The sequence below is a fragment of the Paraburkholderia translucens genome (genome assembly GCF_020881035.1).
GTDB lineage: Bacteria > Pseudomonadota > Gammaproteobacteria > Burkholderiales > Burkholderiaceae > Paraburkholderia > Paraburkholderia translucens.
Map to the genome: position 1 here is coordinate 74326 of NZ_JAJITC010000005.1, position 16150 is coordinate 90475.

Consider the following 16150-nt stretch of genomic DNA (forward strand, 5'->3'; position numbering starts at 1 on the left):
GACGAGCGAATGCATATCGACGTGCGGGTCCTGACGTGGAACAACGCCACCGACGCAACCGCGGACGAGTGATGAGGAATCCTCCGCTTGCGTCTACGCACGAATGCTCGCCGGCACAGGCACGCCGCATGCGCCATGTCGCCGAGACGAAAGCAACGCGTAGCCTACGGACCACCATGCGCACTACCGGCGCCAAGGAGAACCCCATGTCAGATAACGCTTCATCGATGTCGCCGTCGATCACCGCCATGATCCGGCTCGACCACATGCATGTCCTTTCCGCGTCGCACCGCTACCACGCGTCCACGCCTTGGTGGCGCAAGCGCGCCATCGTCAACAACGTGTGCGCCGCCCTGGAAATTCACGCGCAGCTCGAGGAAGAAATCTTCTACCCCGCCTTGGCTCGTGCGCTCGGCGACGACGAGACGCTCGCCAAAAGCCGTCCCGAGCACGACGAAATGCGGGCGACCATCGAAAAGCTGCGCTCGATGGGCCCGGAAAACGCCGCTTATGACGGCCTCTTTCAGCAACTGATCCGGAACGTCGTGCACCATGTCGCCGATGAGGAAACGATCCTGCTGCCCGACGCTGAACGCGTGCTGAAACACGAACTGCACAGCCTCGGCGCCGCAATGACGCGCCGTCGCATGGAACTACTCGGCGAACGTCCGATGGAAATCGCGCTCAACAACGCCGGCACCTTTCCGCTCGCGACGGCACTGCTGGGCTTGTCTCTCGTGCTCGCGCTGCGGTATGGGCTGCCGGGATCACGTCGCGCCTTGCGGGCCGGGCGGCGGACATAGAGCATTGGCGGCCAGTCGCTGCGGCCGCGCTTCGCTGCTGGCGCCACGAGCCGGACCGCGGCAAGTTTGCGCAGCCCCGCCGGCAACATGGAGCGCGTCGCCCCGCGTTTCGTAGTAGAGGCGGTGCGGGTGGACCTGAGCAACGGCGCGTCGATGCAACCGTGCGTCCCGGGCGTAACCGGGTCGAGCCGTCATCGCCCGGAGTCACCGGCCGCTGCGCTCGCGGCTGGCCGACAGCCAAGGGGTCCGTGTGTGCTGGGCGTCTGCATCGCGAGCGGGCTCGAGGCACGCTGCGACCTCCGCGCCGATGAGAAAGACCGCCGCCGAGAAATACAGCCACATCATGAGCACAGCGAGAGAACCAGCGGCGCCGAACGAGCCCGCCGTGCCAGCGTGTGCAAGGTAAAGGCCAAACAGATGTCTGCCGACGGAGAAGAGGATCGCCGATACCAGACCGCCAATGAGTGCAGGGCGCAGTCGGACTTTTACGTCGGGCAGCCACTTGATGAGTGCGCCGAAGCCGCCGGTCATCACCAACAGTGCAAAAATCGACTGAGCGATGGCCGCCACGACGGTTAGTGTGACGCTCCCAAGAACCGCGCGCCCGACTGTCTGTATCGCGGCATCCAGGACTAGCGAGACCACAAGCAGGAAGCCGAGCCCCATCACCAGCCCAAACGACGCAAGTCGTGCCCGCAGAAGCAAGGTCAGTCCAGAGATGCCCTTCGGCGACTCGACCTTGAAGATGATGTCCAGTGCTGTATTTAGCGAGGAGAACGTGGCGGAAGCGCCTACGATAAGCAGCACGCCAGATAGCGCGGCGGCAACTCCGCTGCCACTGGCACGATGCGCGTGCTGAACGATGGCTTGCATCGCGTCCGCCGCCTCGGGACCTGTGATGTCCTTTATCTGACCGAAGAGCCTCCCTTGCGCCGCGTCCGCTCCGAAGAACCAGCCGACTATGGCCAGCACGATAAGAAGCGTGGGAGCCAGTGAGAACGCGGAGTAAAAGGCAATGCTGGCGCTCAGTGTCGCACAGCGGTCCTGCAGAAATCCATTGACGGCACCTCGCACGACCGCTACGAACCCTGGCCTGGCGCCATGTCCGGTCTCGGCGCGGCCTTCACTTTCGATACCATCACCCGGCGGAGCTTTCGTCCTCATCGTCGCGGTCCTCTGACTCATGCGCGTTACGCCACCGCTTGCAGCCGGATCACTCTGCGGAACACGTATTCAACCGCATGAACGAGGACCTCCCCTGACTTCTCGCTTGGCGGAGTTTGCTCTTTCGGAGTTGCTGCCTCGTTCGGCTCCGCGTATTCGCATTGTGGACGCGCAAGGCACATACCCGAGTCGCGCTAACCGGCCAGTCAGCGCGCCTCGCGTCGCGTGTCGTACGCGAGCGCGGACCGGTCCTTGCTTTGCTTCACGAAGCATCCGCATGCGCCCAACGCCTGTGCGGATCGGTCGTACTTCACCGGGCTAAAACCATGAACATTCCCATGCAGGTCGTGTCCTTCCTTAGTTCGCGAGGCCTCAAGCTCGCGACAGCCGAATCGTGCACCAGCGGCCAGATCGCGTCATACCTCGCGAGCGTGCCGGGCAGCGGCGCGTGTCTCGACGTCGGCTTCGTCAGCTACTCGCCGTCGGGCAAAGCCGGCTTTCTCGGCGTGCAGGAAAGCACGATGGCGCAATACGGACTGACCAGCGAAGCGGTCGCGCGCGAAATGGCCGAAGGCGCACTGCGTCAGGAAGGCTGTTGCGCCGACATCGCGATATCGAACACAGGGCTCGCCGACGGCGGTGCGCATGGCGGCTCGGACCGCGATCCGCCCCCCGGCACGCAATGTTTCGCGTGGTCGTTCCGGCGGCGCGGCGGCAAGTTCATCACGTTTGCGGAAACGCGACGCTTTTCGGGCGATCGAAACGCCGTGCGTTCGGCCGCTGCGTTGTATGCCCTTGCGCGCGTCGAGCATTACTTCAATCAACTCCCGCGCGTCGAGCGGGACCCAACCTGAGAGCCGGCACGATGAATCCGCCCCCTTCCTTCAACACAATCGGCGACACCGCAGACGCCGGACCAGGACAGCTACGGCATCAGCTCTCAGCACATCGAAGAGTTCCTCAAAGACCAGCGGGCTAGCGATGAAGTATTGACCACGATTCACCGCTTTTACACGGCAACGCGCCACCAACGCGCGGTGCCGGTTGCAGCGACGCCATCGACGGCGCCGGTGTAAAAGCGTGGCGAGCGCGTCATTCGGCGCGCTGGCGCTTGTCCCGCTCCGGCGGTTCGTTCGCGTCGCCCGGCATCTCCTGCAGTTGCCCTTCGGGCGCGATGCGCGCGGCCTTGTCGCGGTCGACGGATTGATCGACCGGCTCCTGCTGCGCGGCGGCGCTTTCCGCCTCGATCTGCCGGCGCGCTTCTTCCCAATGGTCGTCGGCCTTGCCTTCCGGTGACGGGTCGTTTTCCCAGATGTGATACGCCCGCGTGCGGATGCGGGCCTCGAGTTCCTTGTCCATATGTGTTTCTCCGTGAACATAAGCGACGCCGCGATACGGCGCCACGCGCGCCGCGCGCCAATGGCGGCGACCTACAGGCCAGCAAGCGTTGTTCCGAGGGCACGAATTCAGCGCTGTGTTGCCCATGCGCGCAGCACTTGAACGAGGATCTTTCTGCCGAGTGCGGCGAAATCGCAACCGGTGCGCCGCAAGGCCGCAAGCAGCTCGCCCTTCTTCTCCTCGATCGGACGCCCCACGAACCCGGACATACGCTCACGCGCTCACGGCGGCCCCTCGCCGCCCGTCGCGCCATACACCTGCCCCGTCACATAGCTCGCGCGCGACATCGCCAGCGCCACATAAACGGGCGCGATTTCCGCTGGCTGGCCCGGTCGTCCCATCGGCGTGTTGGCGCCGAACTTCTCGAGATTCTTCATCGTCTGTCCGCCGCTGACCTGCAGCGGTGTCCAGAACGGACCGGGCGCCACCGCGTTCACGCGGATGCCGCGCGAGATCATCTGCTTGGCGAGCGACTTCGTGAAGTTCGCGATCGCGGCCTTCGTCATCGCGTAGTCGAGCAGATTGATCGACGGATCGTAGGCATTGACCGAACTCGTGTTGATGATCGCCGCGCCCGGCGGCATGTGCGGAATCGCGGACTTCGTGAGCCAGAACATGCCGTACAGATTGGTGCGCAGCGTCCAGTCGAAGTCTTCGGTGCTGATGTCGAGAATCGAATCGTGGCTATGCTGGCGCCCCGCGTTGTTGACGAGGATGTCGAGGCCGCCCATGCCGTTCGCCGCGCGATCGACGGCCTGCTGGCAGAACCCTTCGTCGCGAATGTCGCCGGGTATCGCGAGCGCGTTGCGGCCCGCGCCACGAATCAGCGCGACGACCTCGCGCGCGTCCGGTTCCTCCGCGGGCAGATAGACGATCGACACGTCAGCACCCTCGCGCGCGAATGCGATCGCCACCGCGCGGCCGATGCCCGAATCGCCGCCGGTAATGAGGGCCTTGCGTCCCGCAAGCAGGCCGCTGCCGCGATAGCTCGACTCGCCGTGATCGGGACGCGGCGTCATGCGGCTCGCGAGGCCGGGCCACGGCTGCTGCTGATCCTGAAACGGCGGATGCGGATACAGGCCGCGCGGGTCGCTCAGCGACGCGCTCGCTTCGGGCGCGGCCGCTGCGTTGCCGCCGCTGCTATCCGGCGCGCCCGGATCGGCGGCGAGCGCGTTGCCCGCAAAGACCGTGGCAAGCCCGGCCGCGGCGCTTTGCATCACCTTGCGGCGCGTTCGCGATACGGGGTCCGCGGGCGTGTCGTTGTCCGGTTGCGACTCGCTGCCTGGCGCGCTCGTCGTCGATCGATCGTTGGACATGGGCTTCTCCTTCCATGATGTGACCAGGATCGAGCAAGGCTCATACCTTTCGACGTTTTCGTTCCCGACGGTCACGTCATGTCGCGTGCAAACGCCACCCGTGCGCCGGCCGCGCCCTGACCTTCCGAAGCTCGCTCAACCGGACCTGACGTTGCAGTTGATCGTGACGGCGCCGCCACGATCACTGGTTCGGGTGCCAGGCATCAGGCCGGCAACCAGACGCCGCTCGATCAAGCGGGTTGACTCGCGGCGAGGCCGTCGGTCCGAATGGCACGGGTGGGCCTGACTGTTGCTCAGAAGTGGAATGCATCCGCGCAGCCCGGCGCGGAATCATTCAAGGCGGAGGTCACCACGTGCTTTACTATGCCCTGGTATTTTTCATTATCGCGATCATTGCCGCTGTGTTTGGATTCGGGGGCATCGCTGCGGGGGCGGCAAGCATCGCAAAGATCCTGTTCTTTATTTTCCTGATTATTTTCATTGTGACGCTGCTAATGGGCGTCGTACGTCGATAAGTGCAGGGCGCGGCCTACACACATGGTCAATTCGACGTGTGAACCCGCCCACTGCTCTGGTCACGGGAATGGCGGTTGCGAAGCAGCGGACTGCATCAGTTCCCTGCTGATGCTTTTCGGCCGAAACACCGGTCCAAACCATCGAGGAAACGATCATGGCAAACGAAGCCCTTGTTGTTGTTCCAGATACAAGGCGAGCGAGCATGCGACAACGAATCGTGCAGACGGCGGCGCATTGGCCGACCTTTATGTCGGCGCAGCGGAGAGGTTTTTTGAACTCAACCGCACGGCGGTTCTGACTTCAATCGACGAACAATGCGCCGTCGCGGTCAAGGCGGCGGACGAGAGATCGATGCTCGGCGCGTGGCGGCTACAGGCTGGCTTTGCGTTCGCCGGGACGGCCAAGGCCGTCGCGTACTGGCGCCACGCCACGGAAATCATGTTGGATACCTATGCGGACGCAGTGAGCGACGCCGAGAATCGACTGAACCGAGGCTTCCTGGCCGTGACGGGTGCGCTGGAGGACATGACGGTCGGAGTGGGTTCATCGATCCTGACGGGCGATCCGGCGCTCGCGAGCGAGAGCATGAAAGAGACGGCGGACATCATCACCCCTCGTCGAAATGGAAAATCTTCCGTGGCGTCGCGATAATTTACAACCAAGGTGTGCCCGCCCCCGCTGTCCGCGCTTTTGAACACTCACCGTGTGAGCGCCCGCCGTACATTGCTGGCGATCCACGCGGTAAGACCGGAACGGCCGGCAATCGTCAGCGTGCGGCGCGGCCCGAACACGATGATGCCCACGACGAGGGCAACGAGCATCGTCACGCGCGGCGCTTCGGTGAGCGCCGCGTACAGGTTACCGACAGAGGGCCGCCCTGCCGCACGCGCGGTGGGCAACGCGGCCTTCCGGTTCGCCGCGACGAGCGCCGTTCGCGATGCCTCCATCCGCTCCAGAACGGTGATCCGGGCAAGCTCATGCGCGTGTTGTGGCTGACTCATTTGAGCGACTCCCTGCAAGCGTCGAGATCGCTGCGAATCTCGTCCTTGAGAACGTGAAGTGATTGCGCCGGCCTCTGTGTGCGCACGACCAGGAAAGAGACGACGCAAACGAGCAGCCAGGCCGCAGCCACCCCCCAAACCACTTCGAGAAAGTAAGGCGTCTGCCACGCGGTAGCGATGATCGCGATGCAGACGAACGATAGCGTGAACAGGCCCGCGACAGCCAAGGCAACGAGTGCACTCAACTCGCGCACCAGACGCTTGCGCGTCTGCTCGACCTCCAACGCCAGCAACTCGCTATAGTCGGTGACGCGCTCGATGCAGAATCGCCCGACGTTGCGCCACCGCGTGAGTTTCGCATGGGTTGACATTGACCTCCTCCTTGACGATCTATTTGCGTCGACCGCCTCATGCGGATACTTTGGCCAGCCGCCGGTAAGGCGCGCTTTCCGCAATCGCTCCTGGCTCGCCTGCGATCGCGACCGCCCATGGCGATATCACTGGCACAGTCGATCGGCCGAAACGCCCCACCCGCGTCCATCGTGCGCAACGTCCTCTGGTTCCTCGCCTGGAGCCACCGGTACGTCAGTCACTCGATGCAGGTTCAGCAAGGCATATTCCCAAACCGTGACATTGCCCGGGACGGAGCGCGGCGAGCGTCGTCAGGCCTCCATCTTGCTGTTTAAGGGAGCACTGTTCTCACAGGCGATGCCGAATCGCCAGGTGACCTATCCGGGGCAAGCGTCATGACAACGAAACCGGCAGAACGTGAGGAGGTAGCGCGTCCCGACGAAAGGCAACCGCGTCTCACCGAACGTCGCAGACTGAAGATGACCCGCTCGGCACACGCCTATGTGCGCGGCAGCGCTACCCGCTTTTATGCCTGGCTCGACGACCAGCCAACGGGCAAGCTGCCCGACGGACCCGCGATATGGATCGGCGGGGACTGTCATATCGGTAATCTGGGCCCAATCGCCGACGCCGAAGGCAACGTAGCAGTGCAGATTCGCGACCTTGACCAGAGTGTGATCGGCAACCCCGTGCACGATCTGCTGCGACTCGGACTGTCGCTGACTACCGCCGCACGCAGCGCGGACCTGCCCGGCGTTGTTTCCAGCAGCATGATAGATGCGCTCTCCGATGGCTATGAGCAGACCTTCGACGACAGCCGCAGCGACGCGACGAAAGCCGCACAACGCCCCGCGGTCGTGAAGATTGCGATGAAAAACGCGCTGCACCGGTCCTGGCGTCGACTGGACCGGCAGACGATCGACAACACCCAACTGGCAATACCGCTCGGCAAACGATTCTGGCCGTTATCGGACGAAGAGCGCGAAGCAATCCGCACCCTCTTCGAGTCCAAATCTGCCAGCTCTATTTATGCGGCGCTCACCGGCAAGAAAAGCGCGAAGGGGAAAATGAAAGTACTCGACGCCGCATATTGGGTGAAAGGCTGCAGTTCGCTGGGCCGGCGCCGTTATGCGGTCTTGCTGAATGTCGATGACGGATGTTCGTCCGGCGGCCCGCCTTTCCTCGTGGACATCAAGCAAGCCGTTGCGGCCGCGGCCCCGCGACGGGATGACGCCAGCATTCCACTCGATAACGCCAAACGCGTGGTCGAGGGCGCCCGGCATCTCTCGCCGATGCTTGGCGATCGGATGAGTGCCGCCCGCCTGGACGGTTGCAAAGTCGTCATTCGAGAATTGATGCCGCAGGACCTCAAGTTCGACGCAGACCGGCTTTCGGAGAAGGATGCGGTCAAGGCCGCGCATTTCCTGGCCTTAGTCGTCGGGCGGGCGCATGCGGGGCAGATGGACGCCCGAAGCCGACAGACATGGCTTACCGAATTGCAGAGGGGCCGAACGAAAACGCGTACTGCTCCGCCCTGGCTGTGGCGCAGCATTCTCGATCTGATGGTTGTGCACGAAGCCGATTACCTCGTGCATTGCAGACAGTTCGCACTGGACCGGCTCAACCGGTAGGCCGTCGCGTCGCTCATTCACGCGCTCGCCGCCGTCGCCGCAGGGGAGGAGTCAATCATCGACTACGGCCTCACCGGTCTGAGACGCTTCTCCCAACCGCATACGTTATTGTTTCATTTTTCCGGTAGCGTTGGCGCCTGAGGCACCCTCGGCTGACATGGCATTTTCGCGCTTCTGCATGAGAGTGCCACTTGCAGGCTGGGTCGTTCCGGTGTCCGCCGCACGGCTCATGGCCTCGCCACTCTTACCGGGCTGCGCATTCTGCGTGCCGCGGTCTGCGGGCTTGACGTTGCCGGTTGTCTGCGCAAACGCACAAGTACTGACGATCAGGGCAGATGCGCTCAGTATCTTCGTAATCCGATTCATAATCTTCTCCAGTTGCAGGGAGCGCTTTGAGCGCTGCCGTCGCAGGTCTGGCAACGCACGCCGTGTGCCCCCTTGGGTACTTGGCGCCGCCACGTTCTGACATGACGACCGCGGCGCCCCTTGACGGCAACGCAGTGAGAATTGCCATCCGCTTCCTGACGCTCATTGCAGATCTTCCGTGGGTCTGTCTTCGTTATATTCGACCCGTACTCCTTTCGGTAACCACGGCTCCTTGTGGCGGCACCAGAGCTCGTAGGTCGGCTCGTAGAGACCTACGCGGTCGAAAGCTCCCAGCGGCAAGTCCAGTTCGTCGCTGTCGACGTATTCCATGAACGCAACCGAACCGCATGTCGCGCAGAAATGTCTCCGCCCACGGGGCGAACTCTGCCACGCCTGGGTAGGGCCGCAAAATTCCACGGCGCTTCGCTCGAACATTGCATAACCGCCAAACACGTTGCCATGAATTCGCCGGCAGGTCATGCAATGGCAAATCGACACGCGCCGGGGCGCCCCGCTGACGCGAAATCGTACCGAGCCGCACGCACATCCACCCGTTTGTTCGCCTGACTTTCCGTTAGTGTCCACGATGCTTCCCGCCTCAATTAGATCCCCCGATCAGGGTGTATCGGTCGCTCTTGCCGGAAATCCTCACGCCGGACTAGAGCGGCAGCTTGAGGTCCTTGGTGGGATTCGTGTTCCGACGACCGCGCATACCGCGTGCCAGGGCCTCGTCGGGTTGCCGTGAGCGTCAGTTGCCCGTAACGCGTTCCCACCCATGGCGCACTGCAGCCTTGAATCGTTCCCACCCACTTTCGGGGTAACGCGCCTCCCAGTTTTCACGAGCACTAGGCTCGATCGATTCCCAGTCCCCCGCGCGATATTGTTCGTCGTGCCCGAGCGTGGCTCCATGCGTGTAGGCGCGTCGGTATTCGTCATATGTCCCACCGGTGGTCGCGTAGTGGTCGTTGAAGTCTCTGCGAAATTCGGCGTCGTAAGGATCATCGTCGAGCGGGGTGGCCATGAGCGGATCGCCTGCGCGGTCCGATAGCGAGTTCTCTTGCGCTGGTACTGGGCTCCTCTCAGATGGATAGGACGCGTGGGATTTGACGCCGGCAGTCACATCCGCCAATGTGCGCGGGCTCCCAACGTCAGGCGCTTCCGAGGTCTGTTGCTGCCTGCGCTCCGTGGACAGATCATCCACAGGGTCCTGCGTGCGCGTCGTTACCTGTTGCATTCCGCTGACGATTTTTGGTTGAACTGATGAAAACTCGGCGTCCTGCTTCTGCTGCCCGACTGATGCGTCGTACCGGGCGGATGACTCGTGAACTGTGGAGCTGCCACGGTGCGCAGGAATGCCCGTTTCCCCGGAACGCTGCCGCCACGCGGCAGCCCTCTCTTCTATATCGGCCGCGCCCGCGCGGCGCATGACATCGAGCGCCATTTCGACCTGCACTTCCGACACATCGGCGCTGACTATCGTTCCACCACGGCGGATGAACTCCCTGTAGTCCTCGGCATCCGGTGGGTACTCCCCTTGCGGGAAGATCCGAGCAAATAACTGCTCGAGTTGATCAAAGACCGGCTTCTGTTGACGTACGCTGCCGCTTCCAGGCGCGTAGACACGCGGCCCCTTTTCGAGAGGAGCGCTTGCCGAAATGGAGTAGACGGTAATGTCGCTTCGCGCAATGCCCGCATCGGAAAGCGTCCGCTGCGCTGAGCACGCATCGGCATGCCTGTCGTACACGCCTAACACCGTTTGTCTCATGACTCTCTCCCTCCGCAGTCAGTGCGGCGTTTTCGCCGCCGTCTTGACGACATCCGCAACACATGTGCCCGCACAGAGCAGGACCGAAGTGATTACGGGGCACCGTCGGTCAGAATTCAGCCAGAAAGATACCCGGCGGAACGCGGCCCGCTTGATCGTCCAGCGAATCTTGTCGGGTCGCCCTCATTCCGCAGCACATCTGATTTGGCAATTTGGATCAATGCGGGGGAAGGCGCTTCAACTCTTCAGTAGAGGCGCGCAGAGGCGAGGCAAAAATCTCGTTGCGCTGCTGCGGATCTTTCGTGTACGCGTCCCAGAACCACGTCATCATGGGACGCGTCAGGAATGGCCTTGCTGGAAGGTCGTAATCCCCCTCCATCTCGCGATAGCGACGAGTCGCGGCTGCTGAGAAACAGGCAACGCGTGCGTGCGATCGACCATCGCTTTGCGCTCAGGAATCCCGCTTTGTTGAGCGCGCCGCTTTTTAAAATCGTTCTCCAGAGTGAGTGGCCGATCTTCGCATGCAGCTCCTTCAAATCGATCTGCGGCTCGCTCAACGCGGTACTGCTCACATCGAACACGTCGGCGGCACGTTCCTGCAACTGCCGCTTCAATTCTGTGATCTCGCGCCAATCGGCTGGCCAAACGAGTTTCCCGAGCCGTTCGGACTCGCCCCGGCCGGATTGAGTTCGAGCCGTAGCACTACTGCGCAAGACTGTGCCTCGAAGACCTCGCTCGATTCGACGACGTCCCGATCCGACACAACGTCAAACCGCCACGGCGGCGCTGTCGACGTCCTTCATCGCCACGCCCGTGGCCGCTTCGCACGCTCTGCGGACCGCCTCGGGCTGCCCCGGATGGAACAGGAAGTGGTGCAGCAATTTGCTCCATTTCGGGTGACGCTCGTACTCGCTGCGCGGCAGGCTGTTCGCGAAGAAATCCCGCCAGTCGCCACAGGGTAGCGGGATACCCTGCGCCCCGGCCGGCTCACGAAGGACGCCCTTGGGATCGCGCCCTTGGGCTACGGCCTCCATGTCCCGGAAATACTGACGGCGGACCATCACGATGCCCGCATCGCTGGCGGCCAGGTTTTCCCGGGTGCGATCCGCAATTCGCCCCTGCCCGCACCACGCGACGATGTCCTGGTTGATCACGTGCGAACTGATCCATCGACCCGTCCGGGGATCCTTGACCGGTGCATGCCACGTCGGAATGCTCTCCTGAACATAGGGCTCCGACTCGCGGGGGACGCGTATGTACGACCAGGTCACATTGAGCGTGTTCTCGTCGTCAACTGGCACACGCCACTCGAAATGATCTCCAAGGAAAAAGCCGTTTGGCCACAGACATACGCGGCCGGCGGTCCAGAGCGGATGCGATTCGTCCGTATCCTCGGTAACGCGGCGGTAGATGAAGCCGTGTTCGAACTCCTCGAACGCCATCTTCAGGTGCGTGGGCGCATAGTCCTGCTCGCCGCGCAGGCGGCGCCCCCAGTTCGCGTGCATCCACTCGAAATGCAGCGGATCGATCGAATTTTCCTGGGTCTGCAGCCAGTTGCACGGCACGTTCGCGAACGCAACCTGCACGAAGCCGTTGCGCCAGTGGAACGGCTCCCAGTCCGGCAATTGGGGGGCCGGTTGAGGACCGAGATAGGCCCACAGCAGACCCGCGCATGCGCGGACCTCGTAGGCCTTCAATCTGATCCGATCGCGCATCGCGCCTTGCGGCGCCACCAGATCCTGGTAAGGCTGTGCGACGCACTGTCCGCCATTGCCGTACTGCCAGCCGTGATAGTTGCAACGCAATCCCTCTTGCTCGACAAAGCCGTACGCGAGGTCGGCGCCGCGATGCGCGCAGTAGCGCTCCAGGAGGCCATAGTGCCCACTCAGATCCTTGTAGAGCACCAGATCCTCGCCCAGCAGCCGCACCGGTTTGATCGTCTCGCGCTCGAGTTCGTCGATACCGGCGATCGGGTGCCAATGCCGCCGCAATAGCTCACCCATCGGCGTCCCGGAGCCCACCTGGGTTAACTGACGATTCTGTTCTTCGGTAAGCATGATGATCTCTGTCTTGATGGTGACTGGACGATATGCGGATTAACAACGCTTCGCGACGTGGCGCACGGCGAGCAAGTAGTGGAACGCAGCCCACACAAGTAGCACGCACATCGACAGCATGGCGTAACGCAGTCCGCTCGACGAAGCGTCCGCACAGGCATGCGCGAGCGGCGAATCGAGCGCCGCCCCCATCGCGCCGTGCGCACCACGCGCGAAGTGGCAGACTTTCGCGTAATCCCCGCCCGCGAACAGACGGGCAGCAAGGTGATCGCTCAGGAAGCCGATAAAGGCCGGGCCGCCCCCCTGACCGATGAAGTTCATCAGCAGGAACACGAAGGCGGAGGTCGTGGCTCTCATGCGGGGCGCCACGAGGCCGTGAATCGCGGCGAAGGTCGGGCCGTTCCAGGAACTCAGCAGGATCGTGGCCAGAAAGATCAGCGCCGCCGCGACATGCCAGTCGGACTGCAGAAAAGCGAGGGCAAGCGGGACGAACCCGAGCAGCGTTCCCCAGCCCGGCACCCAGGCATACCAGCGCGGGTCCGTAGCGCCGCGCTTGTCGGCCAGCCATCCGCCGAATGTCGTGCCGATCGCGCCGCCGACGCCGATCGTGAGGCCGAATATCATTCCGGCCTGCGCGGCATTCAGTCCGAATTCGCGCGTCAGATAAGCCGGAATGAACAGATTGATGCCGTACTGGGCAAATGCGCCGATCACCGTGCCGAACAACAGTTGCAGGAAGAGCGGGCTGCGAGCGAGGATCGCCACGATGGCGCGCAGTGAAGAATTGCGTTCTGCGTTCACCGCGGCAACGCGATCCATTGCGCCCCGCTCGGGCTCGCGCAAGGTCAGGTACGCGATGATGCCAAGAATCAGGCCCGGCACCCCGACGACCCAGAACGCCGGGCGCCAGCCGAAATGCTGTGCAATCCAGCCGCCACCGATCGCCCCGCCGATCGCCCCGAGCGGGGGACCAAGCGCATAGATCGCCATCGCCGTGGCGCGGCGCCCTTCGGGGAATTCATCGGAGATCAGCGAATGCGCGGTGGGCGTGCTGCCAGCTTCGCCGATACCGACGCCGAGCCGGTACAGAAGCAACTGCATGAAATTGCCGGCCGTGCCGCACAGGACAGTCATTACCGACCAGGCCACGATCGACACGGAGATCAGCGTAATGCGGTTCATCCGGTCGGCCAGCCGGGCCATCGGAATACCCAGCGATGCATAGAACAGCGAAAATGCGAGGCCGCCCAGTACTCCCAGCTGCAAGTCGGTCAGGTTCATGTCGACCTTGATCGACTGCCCCACCACGGCAATGAAGATTCGATCGATGAAGCTCGATGCGTAGATCAGGCTCAGCAACAACAAAAGCCATGCACGATATCGGGCGCCCTTCCTGATGCCGACCGCGTGCAGCACGTTTCCAACGTTTTCCATGCTCGTCTCCTCCAGGCCTTTTTGGGGCGGCGCTTTCGCGTCACCGTCGCCTGCTCTGGATGTCTCCACTAGTGGCATACCTGTGCAGGCGTCTTGCGCTCACACTTCGGCGAGCTGGCATGCAGCTTAGTCGGTCTATAATTCGCTCGACCATATCAATCACATACGTGATGTAAAATCATTCACATGGAAATCGTACCCAAGGTCAAATCGGCCCACCGGGTCCTCGAGCTACTCGAATACTTCGCGGAAACTCGCCGGCCTGCGACCATCAAGGAGATCTCACAATCGCTCGGCTACCCACAATCGAGCACGTCCGTTCTGATGAAAAGCCTCACGGTGTCAGGCTATTTCGACCACGAGTCAAGAACGGGGATGTACGCGCCAAACCTGCGTGTCGCGCTTGCGACCGCATGGATCCAGGACGAGATGTACAGTGCGCATAGCCTGTTGCGCCTTATGGAAGGTGTTCTCGAACGCAGCGGCCACACCGTCATGATCGGTGTGCAGCAAGGTATACACGTTCGCTACCTGCACGTTCTACAAGCAACCCGAATTGGACGATTCACGACTTCGAACGGGGCGCTTCGACCGTTGTTCCACAGTGCAGCCGGCGTGATGCTGTTGACAACGAAAACGGATCGGGAAGTCGGATCCATATTGCGCAAGGTGAATGCGCTTGAGCGAGACGGCTCCCTTCGCCTCGCCATCGAAGAAGCCCGGAAAAGAATCGCGCAGGCTCGCCGCGATGGCTATGCATTTTCCGCCGGGACCTCGATGCCGGGGGCTGCCGCGTTGGCCATGCTGTTGCCGACCAGGAAGGGGGACGAACCGATGACCTTGAGCGTCGGCGGACCGATTGGAGAAATCAGGCGCGACAAGTCCCTTCTAATTGGCACGTTGAATGAGCTGGTCGAGCCTTTCCGCCAGGCCATGATGGTAGGCGGCGCGGATTTCCCCTGACGTGTCATGACGATGACGAAGCATTGGCTGCGCAGACGGCCCCGCATGAGGAAACAAGTCCGGCCGCAGGTGCGAACCATGCGGCCGATTAAGAACGGCTTAGCCGCTGAGCGCTGAAATCAGGCGACCATATTGACCGTGACTGCGGTCGCGAGCAGCTTGCCGTCCTGCCAGAGTTCGCCCTCCGCATTGACGACGCGCGCCCCCTGACGCACGAGATTCGCGCGACCTGCAATCAGGCCGGGCTTGGCCGGACGCAGAAACGACACATTCAGATTCAATGTCGCGCAATGCATGCCCTCGCCAAGCGCGGCCATGCACAGCAACGCGGTGACGTCGTCGAGCATTGCCGCGAGCATGCCGCCCTGGACCTGGCCCGCCGGGTTGGCGAACGCGGGCTGGGCCTGATACTCGCATTCGATACGGCCGGCCTCGATATCGAGCGAGACGATCCTGTTGCCGAGCGTGGCACTGATCGGCGGCGGTGCCAGTTCGCCGTTGATGATCTTGCGGATGTACGGATGGATTGCTGCGGTCATTGCCTGGTGAACCCCGAGAAGAATCGGGCGCAAAACGCGCCCTCGAGAAAAAGACCTTCAGCGCCGTTCAGCGCCCTTTGAATATGGGCGCGCGCTTTTCCTGCCAGGCAAGCGCACCCTCGCGCAGATCGTCGGAGGCATCGGCGCGGGCCAGATCCTGCGCGTAATCGGCAGCATCGAAGCGGCCCGCCGCGATGCGCGTCAGATGCTTCTTCATGCCGAGCAGCGCGAGCGGCGCCATACCAGCCAGTTGCGCACCCAATGCGCCCGTGACTTCGTCGAGACGAGCGGCCTCGACCACCTCGTCGAGGAATCCGCAATCGCGCATCTGCGTCGCATCGAAGCTCGCTCCCGTGAGCAGCAGACGTTTGGCCATGTTCACGCCAAGACGCGACACATAGCGGTGCAGCCCGCCCTGATAGAACAGCAGGCCGAGCTTCGCGGCCGGCACGAACATCTGCGAATGCGTGACGCCGTAGCGGAAATCGCAGGCCAGCGCGAGATCGGTCGCGCCGCCATAGATGCCGCCGTTCACCGCGGCGATCGTCACCGGCCGCGCGGTTTCGAGCTCTCCCGCGAGGGCCTCGAAGGACTCGCCGATATTGCCGCCGCCGACGCTGTTGATATTGAAGCCCGAGCAGAAATGCTTGCCCTCGGCGCGCAAATGAAGCACGAGCACATGCTCCATTGCGTTCACTTCGCGCACATAGCCGCGAATCGTCTCGAGATCGGTAAATTCGAGGCGGTTCGCGACCTGCGGACGGCGCAGCGTGATGACAGCCTCGCGGCCATCGACCACCAACTCCGGCGCCTGCCCCGGTGCCATCTCACCCATTGCCATCCCTC

At 62.8% G+C, this 16150-nt stretch carries 19 protein-coding genes and 2 pseudogenes; 6 read left to right on the forward strand and 15 right to left on the reverse strand.

What is annotated here, in order from left to right; genetic code table 11:
- The first annotated feature begins 206 nt into the window (after window positions 1-206).
- Window positions 207-803 carry a hemerythrin domain-containing protein gene (locus LJ655_RS10470; protein WP_230561518.1) on the forward strand — a complete coding sequence of 199 codons (597 nt, stop codon included), beginning with the start codon at window positions 207-209 and terminating at the stop codon, window positions 801-803.
- A 204-nt stretch (window positions 804-1007) separates the two neighbouring features.
- Here the strand turns inward: LJ655_RS10470 and LJ655_RS10475 are convergent, their stop codons facing one another.
- Window positions 1008-1967 carry a YihY/virulence factor BrkB family protein gene (locus LJ655_RS10475; protein ID WP_230561175.1) on the reverse strand — a complete coding sequence of 320 codons (960 nt, stop codon included), beginning with the start codon at window positions 1965-1967 and terminating at the stop codon, window positions 1008-1010.
- Window positions 1968-2293: 326 nt separating this feature from the next.
- On the opposite strand from LJ655_RS10475, the gene LJ655_RS10480 reads away from it, so the two are divergent.
- Window positions 2294-2821 (forward strand): CinA family protein, encoded by a 528-nt coding sequence (locus tag LJ655_RS10480; protein ID WP_230561176.1) that lies wholly within the window; start codon window positions 2294-2296, stop codon window positions 2819-2821.
- 238 nt (window positions 2822-3059) lie between these two features.
- Here LJ655_RS10480 and LJ655_RS10485 read toward each other — a convergent pair whose 3' ends face one another.
- The 3 genes from LJ655_RS10485 to LJ655_RS10495 form a co-directional block, all read right to left on the reverse strand.
- Window positions 3060-3326: a DUF2934 domain-containing protein gene (locus LJ655_RS10485; RefSeq protein ID WP_230561177.1), complete on the reverse strand. Its 267-nt coding sequence runs from the start codon at window positions 3324-3326 to the stop codon at window positions 3060-3062.
- 107 nt (window positions 3327-3433) lie between these two features.
- Entirely contained in the window at window positions 3434-3574 is a 141-nt protein-coding gene (locus LJ655_RS10490; protein ID WP_230561178.1) for a hypothetical protein, read from the reverse strand.
- 12 nt (window positions 3575-3586) lie between these two features.
- Window positions 3587-4582, reverse strand: coding sequence for an SDR family oxidoreductase (locus LJ655_RS10495; RefSeq protein WP_230561519.1), 996 nt, complete (start codon window positions 4580-4582; stop codon window positions 3587-3589).
- 452 nt (window positions 4583-5034) lie between these two features.
- Here LJ655_RS10495 and LJ655_RS10500 point away from each other — a divergent pair, with 452 nt between their 5' ends.
- Both LJ655_RS10500 and phaP read left to right on the forward strand, forming a co-directional pair.
- The gene (locus LJ655_RS10500) at window positions 5035-5196 is read left to right on the forward strand and encodes a DUF1328 family protein (protein WP_230561179.1); all 162 of its coding nucleotides are present in this window, start codon (window positions 5035-5037) and stop codon (window positions 5194-5196) included.
- Window positions 5197-5431: 235 nt separating this feature from the next.
- Entirely contained in the window at window positions 5432-5848 is a 417-nt protein-coding gene (gene phaP / locus LJ655_RS10505) for a TIGR01841 family phasin (RefSeq protein ID WP_230561180.1), read from the forward strand.
- A 47-nt stretch (window positions 5849-5895) separates the two neighbouring features.
- On the opposite strand, the gene LJ655_RS10510 is transcribed toward phaP, so the two are convergent.
- Complete coding sequence (locus LJ655_RS10510; RefSeq protein ID WP_230561181.1) at window positions 5896-6198, reverse strand: hypothetical protein; 303 nt, start codon at window positions 6196-6198, stop codon at window positions 5896-5898.
- A complete protein-coding gene (locus LJ655_RS10515) occupies window positions 6195-6569 on the reverse strand; it encodes a phage holin family protein (protein WP_230561182.1) in 375 nt (124 codons plus the stop codon). Before LJ655_RS10515 ends, LJ655_RS10510 begins: the two co-directional genes overlap by 4 nt.
- A 375-nt stretch (window positions 6570-6944) precedes the next feature.
- On the opposite strand from LJ655_RS10515, the gene LJ655_RS10520 reads away from it, so the two are divergent.
- Window positions 6945-8180, forward strand: coding sequence for a DUF2252 family protein (locus LJ655_RS10520; RefSeq protein WP_230561183.1), 1236 nt, complete (start codon window positions 6945-6947; stop codon window positions 8178-8180).
- A 105-nt stretch (window positions 8181-8285) separates the two neighbouring features.
- On the opposite strand, the gene LJ655_RS10525 is transcribed toward LJ655_RS10520, so the two are convergent.
- The 7 genes and pseudogenes from LJ655_RS10525 to LJ655_RS10555 form a co-directional block, all read right to left on the reverse strand.
- On the reverse strand, window positions 8286-8546 hold the full coding sequence (locus LJ655_RS10525; protein WP_230561184.1) for a hypothetical protein: 261 nt from the start codon (window positions 8544-8546) through the stop codon (window positions 8286-8288).
- Between the two features lie 162 nt (window positions 8547-8708).
- Window positions 8709-9131 (reverse strand): GFA family protein, encoded by a 423-nt coding sequence (locus tag LJ655_RS10530; RefSeq protein ID WP_230561185.1) that lies wholly within the window; start codon window positions 9129-9131, stop codon window positions 8709-8711.
- A 163-nt stretch (window positions 9132-9294) separates the two neighbouring features.
- Complete coding sequence (locus tag LJ655_RS10535) at window positions 9295-10311, reverse strand: hypothetical protein (protein ID WP_230561186.1); 1017 nt, start codon at window positions 10309-10311, stop codon at window positions 9295-9297.
- 176 nt (window positions 10312-10487) lie between these two features.
- Window positions 10488-10657: pseudogene (locus LJ655_RS10540) on the reverse strand (alpha/beta hydrolase fold domain-containing protein); the annotation flags it as partial.
- Between the two features lie 32 nt (window positions 10658-10689).
- A pseudogene (locus LJ655_RS10545) lies at window positions 10690-10937 on the reverse strand (IS3 family transposase); the annotation flags it as partial.
- A 141-nt stretch (window positions 10938-11078) separates the two neighbouring features.
- Complete coding sequence (locus LJ655_RS10550) at window positions 11079-12368, reverse strand: aromatic ring-hydroxylating oxygenase subunit alpha (protein WP_230561187.1); 1290 nt, start codon at window positions 12366-12368, stop codon at window positions 11079-11081.
- A 39-nt stretch (window positions 12369-12407) separates the two neighbouring features.
- A complete protein-coding gene (locus tag LJ655_RS10555) occupies window positions 12408-13802 on the reverse strand; it encodes a spinster family MFS transporter (RefSeq protein ID WP_230561188.1) in 1395 nt (464 codons plus the stop codon).
- 186 nt (window positions 13803-13988) lie between these two features.
- Here LJ655_RS10555 and LJ655_RS10560 point away from each other — a divergent pair, with 186 nt between their 5' ends.
- The gene (locus tag LJ655_RS10560) at window positions 13989-14765 is read left to right on the forward strand and encodes an IclR family transcriptional regulator (protein ID WP_230561189.1); all 777 of its coding nucleotides are present in this window, start codon (window positions 13989-13991) and stop codon (window positions 14763-14765) included.
- A gap of 119 nt (window positions 14766-14884) precedes the next feature.
- Here LJ655_RS10560 and LJ655_RS10565 read toward each other — a convergent pair whose 3' ends face one another.
- A complete protein-coding gene (locus LJ655_RS10565) occupies window positions 14885-15304 on the reverse strand; it encodes a PaaI family thioesterase (RefSeq protein WP_230561190.1) in 420 nt (139 codons plus the stop codon).
- A 67-nt stretch (window positions 15305-15371) separates the two neighbouring features.
- Entirely contained in the window at window positions 15372-16139 is a 768-nt protein-coding gene (locus LJ655_RS10570; RefSeq protein WP_230561191.1) for an enoyl-CoA hydratase/isomerase family protein, read from the reverse strand.
- Window positions 16140-16150: the final 11 nt, after the last annotated feature.

What these genes read in the sequence shown, in the direction of transcription:
- LJ655_RS10470 (WP_230561518.1), top strand. Translation starts at nt 207, where the DNA reads ATGTCAGATAACGCTTCATCGATGTCGCCGTCGATCACCGCCATGATC.
- LJ655_RS10475 (WP_230561175.1), bottom strand. Translation starts at nt 1,967, where the DNA reads ATGAGGACGAAAGCTCCGCCGGGTGATGGTATCGAAAGTGAAGGCCGC.
- LJ655_RS10480 (WP_230561176.1), top strand. Translation starts at nt 2,294, where the DNA reads ATGAACATTCCCATGCAGGTCGTGTCCTTCCTTAGTTCGCGAGGCCTC.
- LJ655_RS10485 (WP_230561177.1), bottom strand. Translation starts at nt 3,326, where the DNA reads ATGGACAAGGAACTCGAGGCCCGCATCCGCACGCGGGCGTATCACATC.
- LJ655_RS10490 (WP_230561178.1), bottom strand. Translation starts at nt 3,574, where the DNA reads ATGTCCGGGTTCGTGGGGCGTCCGATCGAGGAGAAGAAGGGCGAGCTG.
- LJ655_RS10495 (WP_230561519.1), bottom strand. Translation starts at nt 4,582, where the DNA reads ATGCAAAGCGCCGCGGCCGGGCTTGCCACGGTCTTTGCGGGCAACGCG.
- LJ655_RS10510 (WP_230561181.1), bottom strand. Translation starts at nt 6,198, where the DNA reads ATGAGTCAGCCACAACACGCGCATGAGCTTGCCCGGATCACCGTTCTG.
- LJ655_RS10515 (WP_230561182.1), bottom strand. Translation starts at nt 6,569, where the DNA reads ATGTCAACCCATGCGAAACTCACGCGGTGGCGCAACGTCGGGCGATTC.
- LJ655_RS10520 (WP_230561183.1), top strand. Translation starts at nt 6,945, where the DNA reads ATGACAACGAAACCGGCAGAACGTGAGGAGGTAGCGCGTCCCGACGAA.
- LJ655_RS10525 (WP_230561184.1), bottom strand. Translation starts at nt 8,546, where the DNA reads ATGAATCGGATTACGAAGATACTGAGCGCATCTGCCCTGATCGTCAGT.
- LJ655_RS10535 (WP_230561186.1), bottom strand. Translation starts at nt 10,311, where the DNA reads ATGAGACAAACGGTGTTAGGCGTGTACGACAGGCATGCCGATGCGTGC.
- LJ655_RS10550 (WP_230561187.1), bottom strand. Translation starts at nt 12,368, where the DNA reads ATGCTTACCGAAGAACAGAATCGTCAGTTAACCCAGGTGGGCTCCGGG.
- LJ655_RS10555 (WP_230561188.1), bottom strand. Translation starts at nt 13,802, where the DNA reads ATGGAAAACGTTGGAAACGTGCTGCACGCGGTCGGCATCAGGAAGGGC.
- LJ655_RS10560 (WP_230561189.1), top strand. Translation starts at nt 13,989, where the DNA reads ATGGAAATCGTACCCAAGGTCAAATCGGCCCACCGGGTCCTCGAGCTA.
- LJ655_RS10565 (WP_230561190.1), bottom strand. Translation starts at nt 15,304, where the DNA reads ATGACCGCAGCAATCCATCCGTACATCCGCAAGATCATCAACGGCGAA.
- LJ655_RS10570 (WP_230561191.1), bottom strand. Translation starts at nt 16,139, where the DNA reads ATGGGTGAGATGGCACCGGGGCAGGCGCCGGAGTTGGTGGTCGATGGC.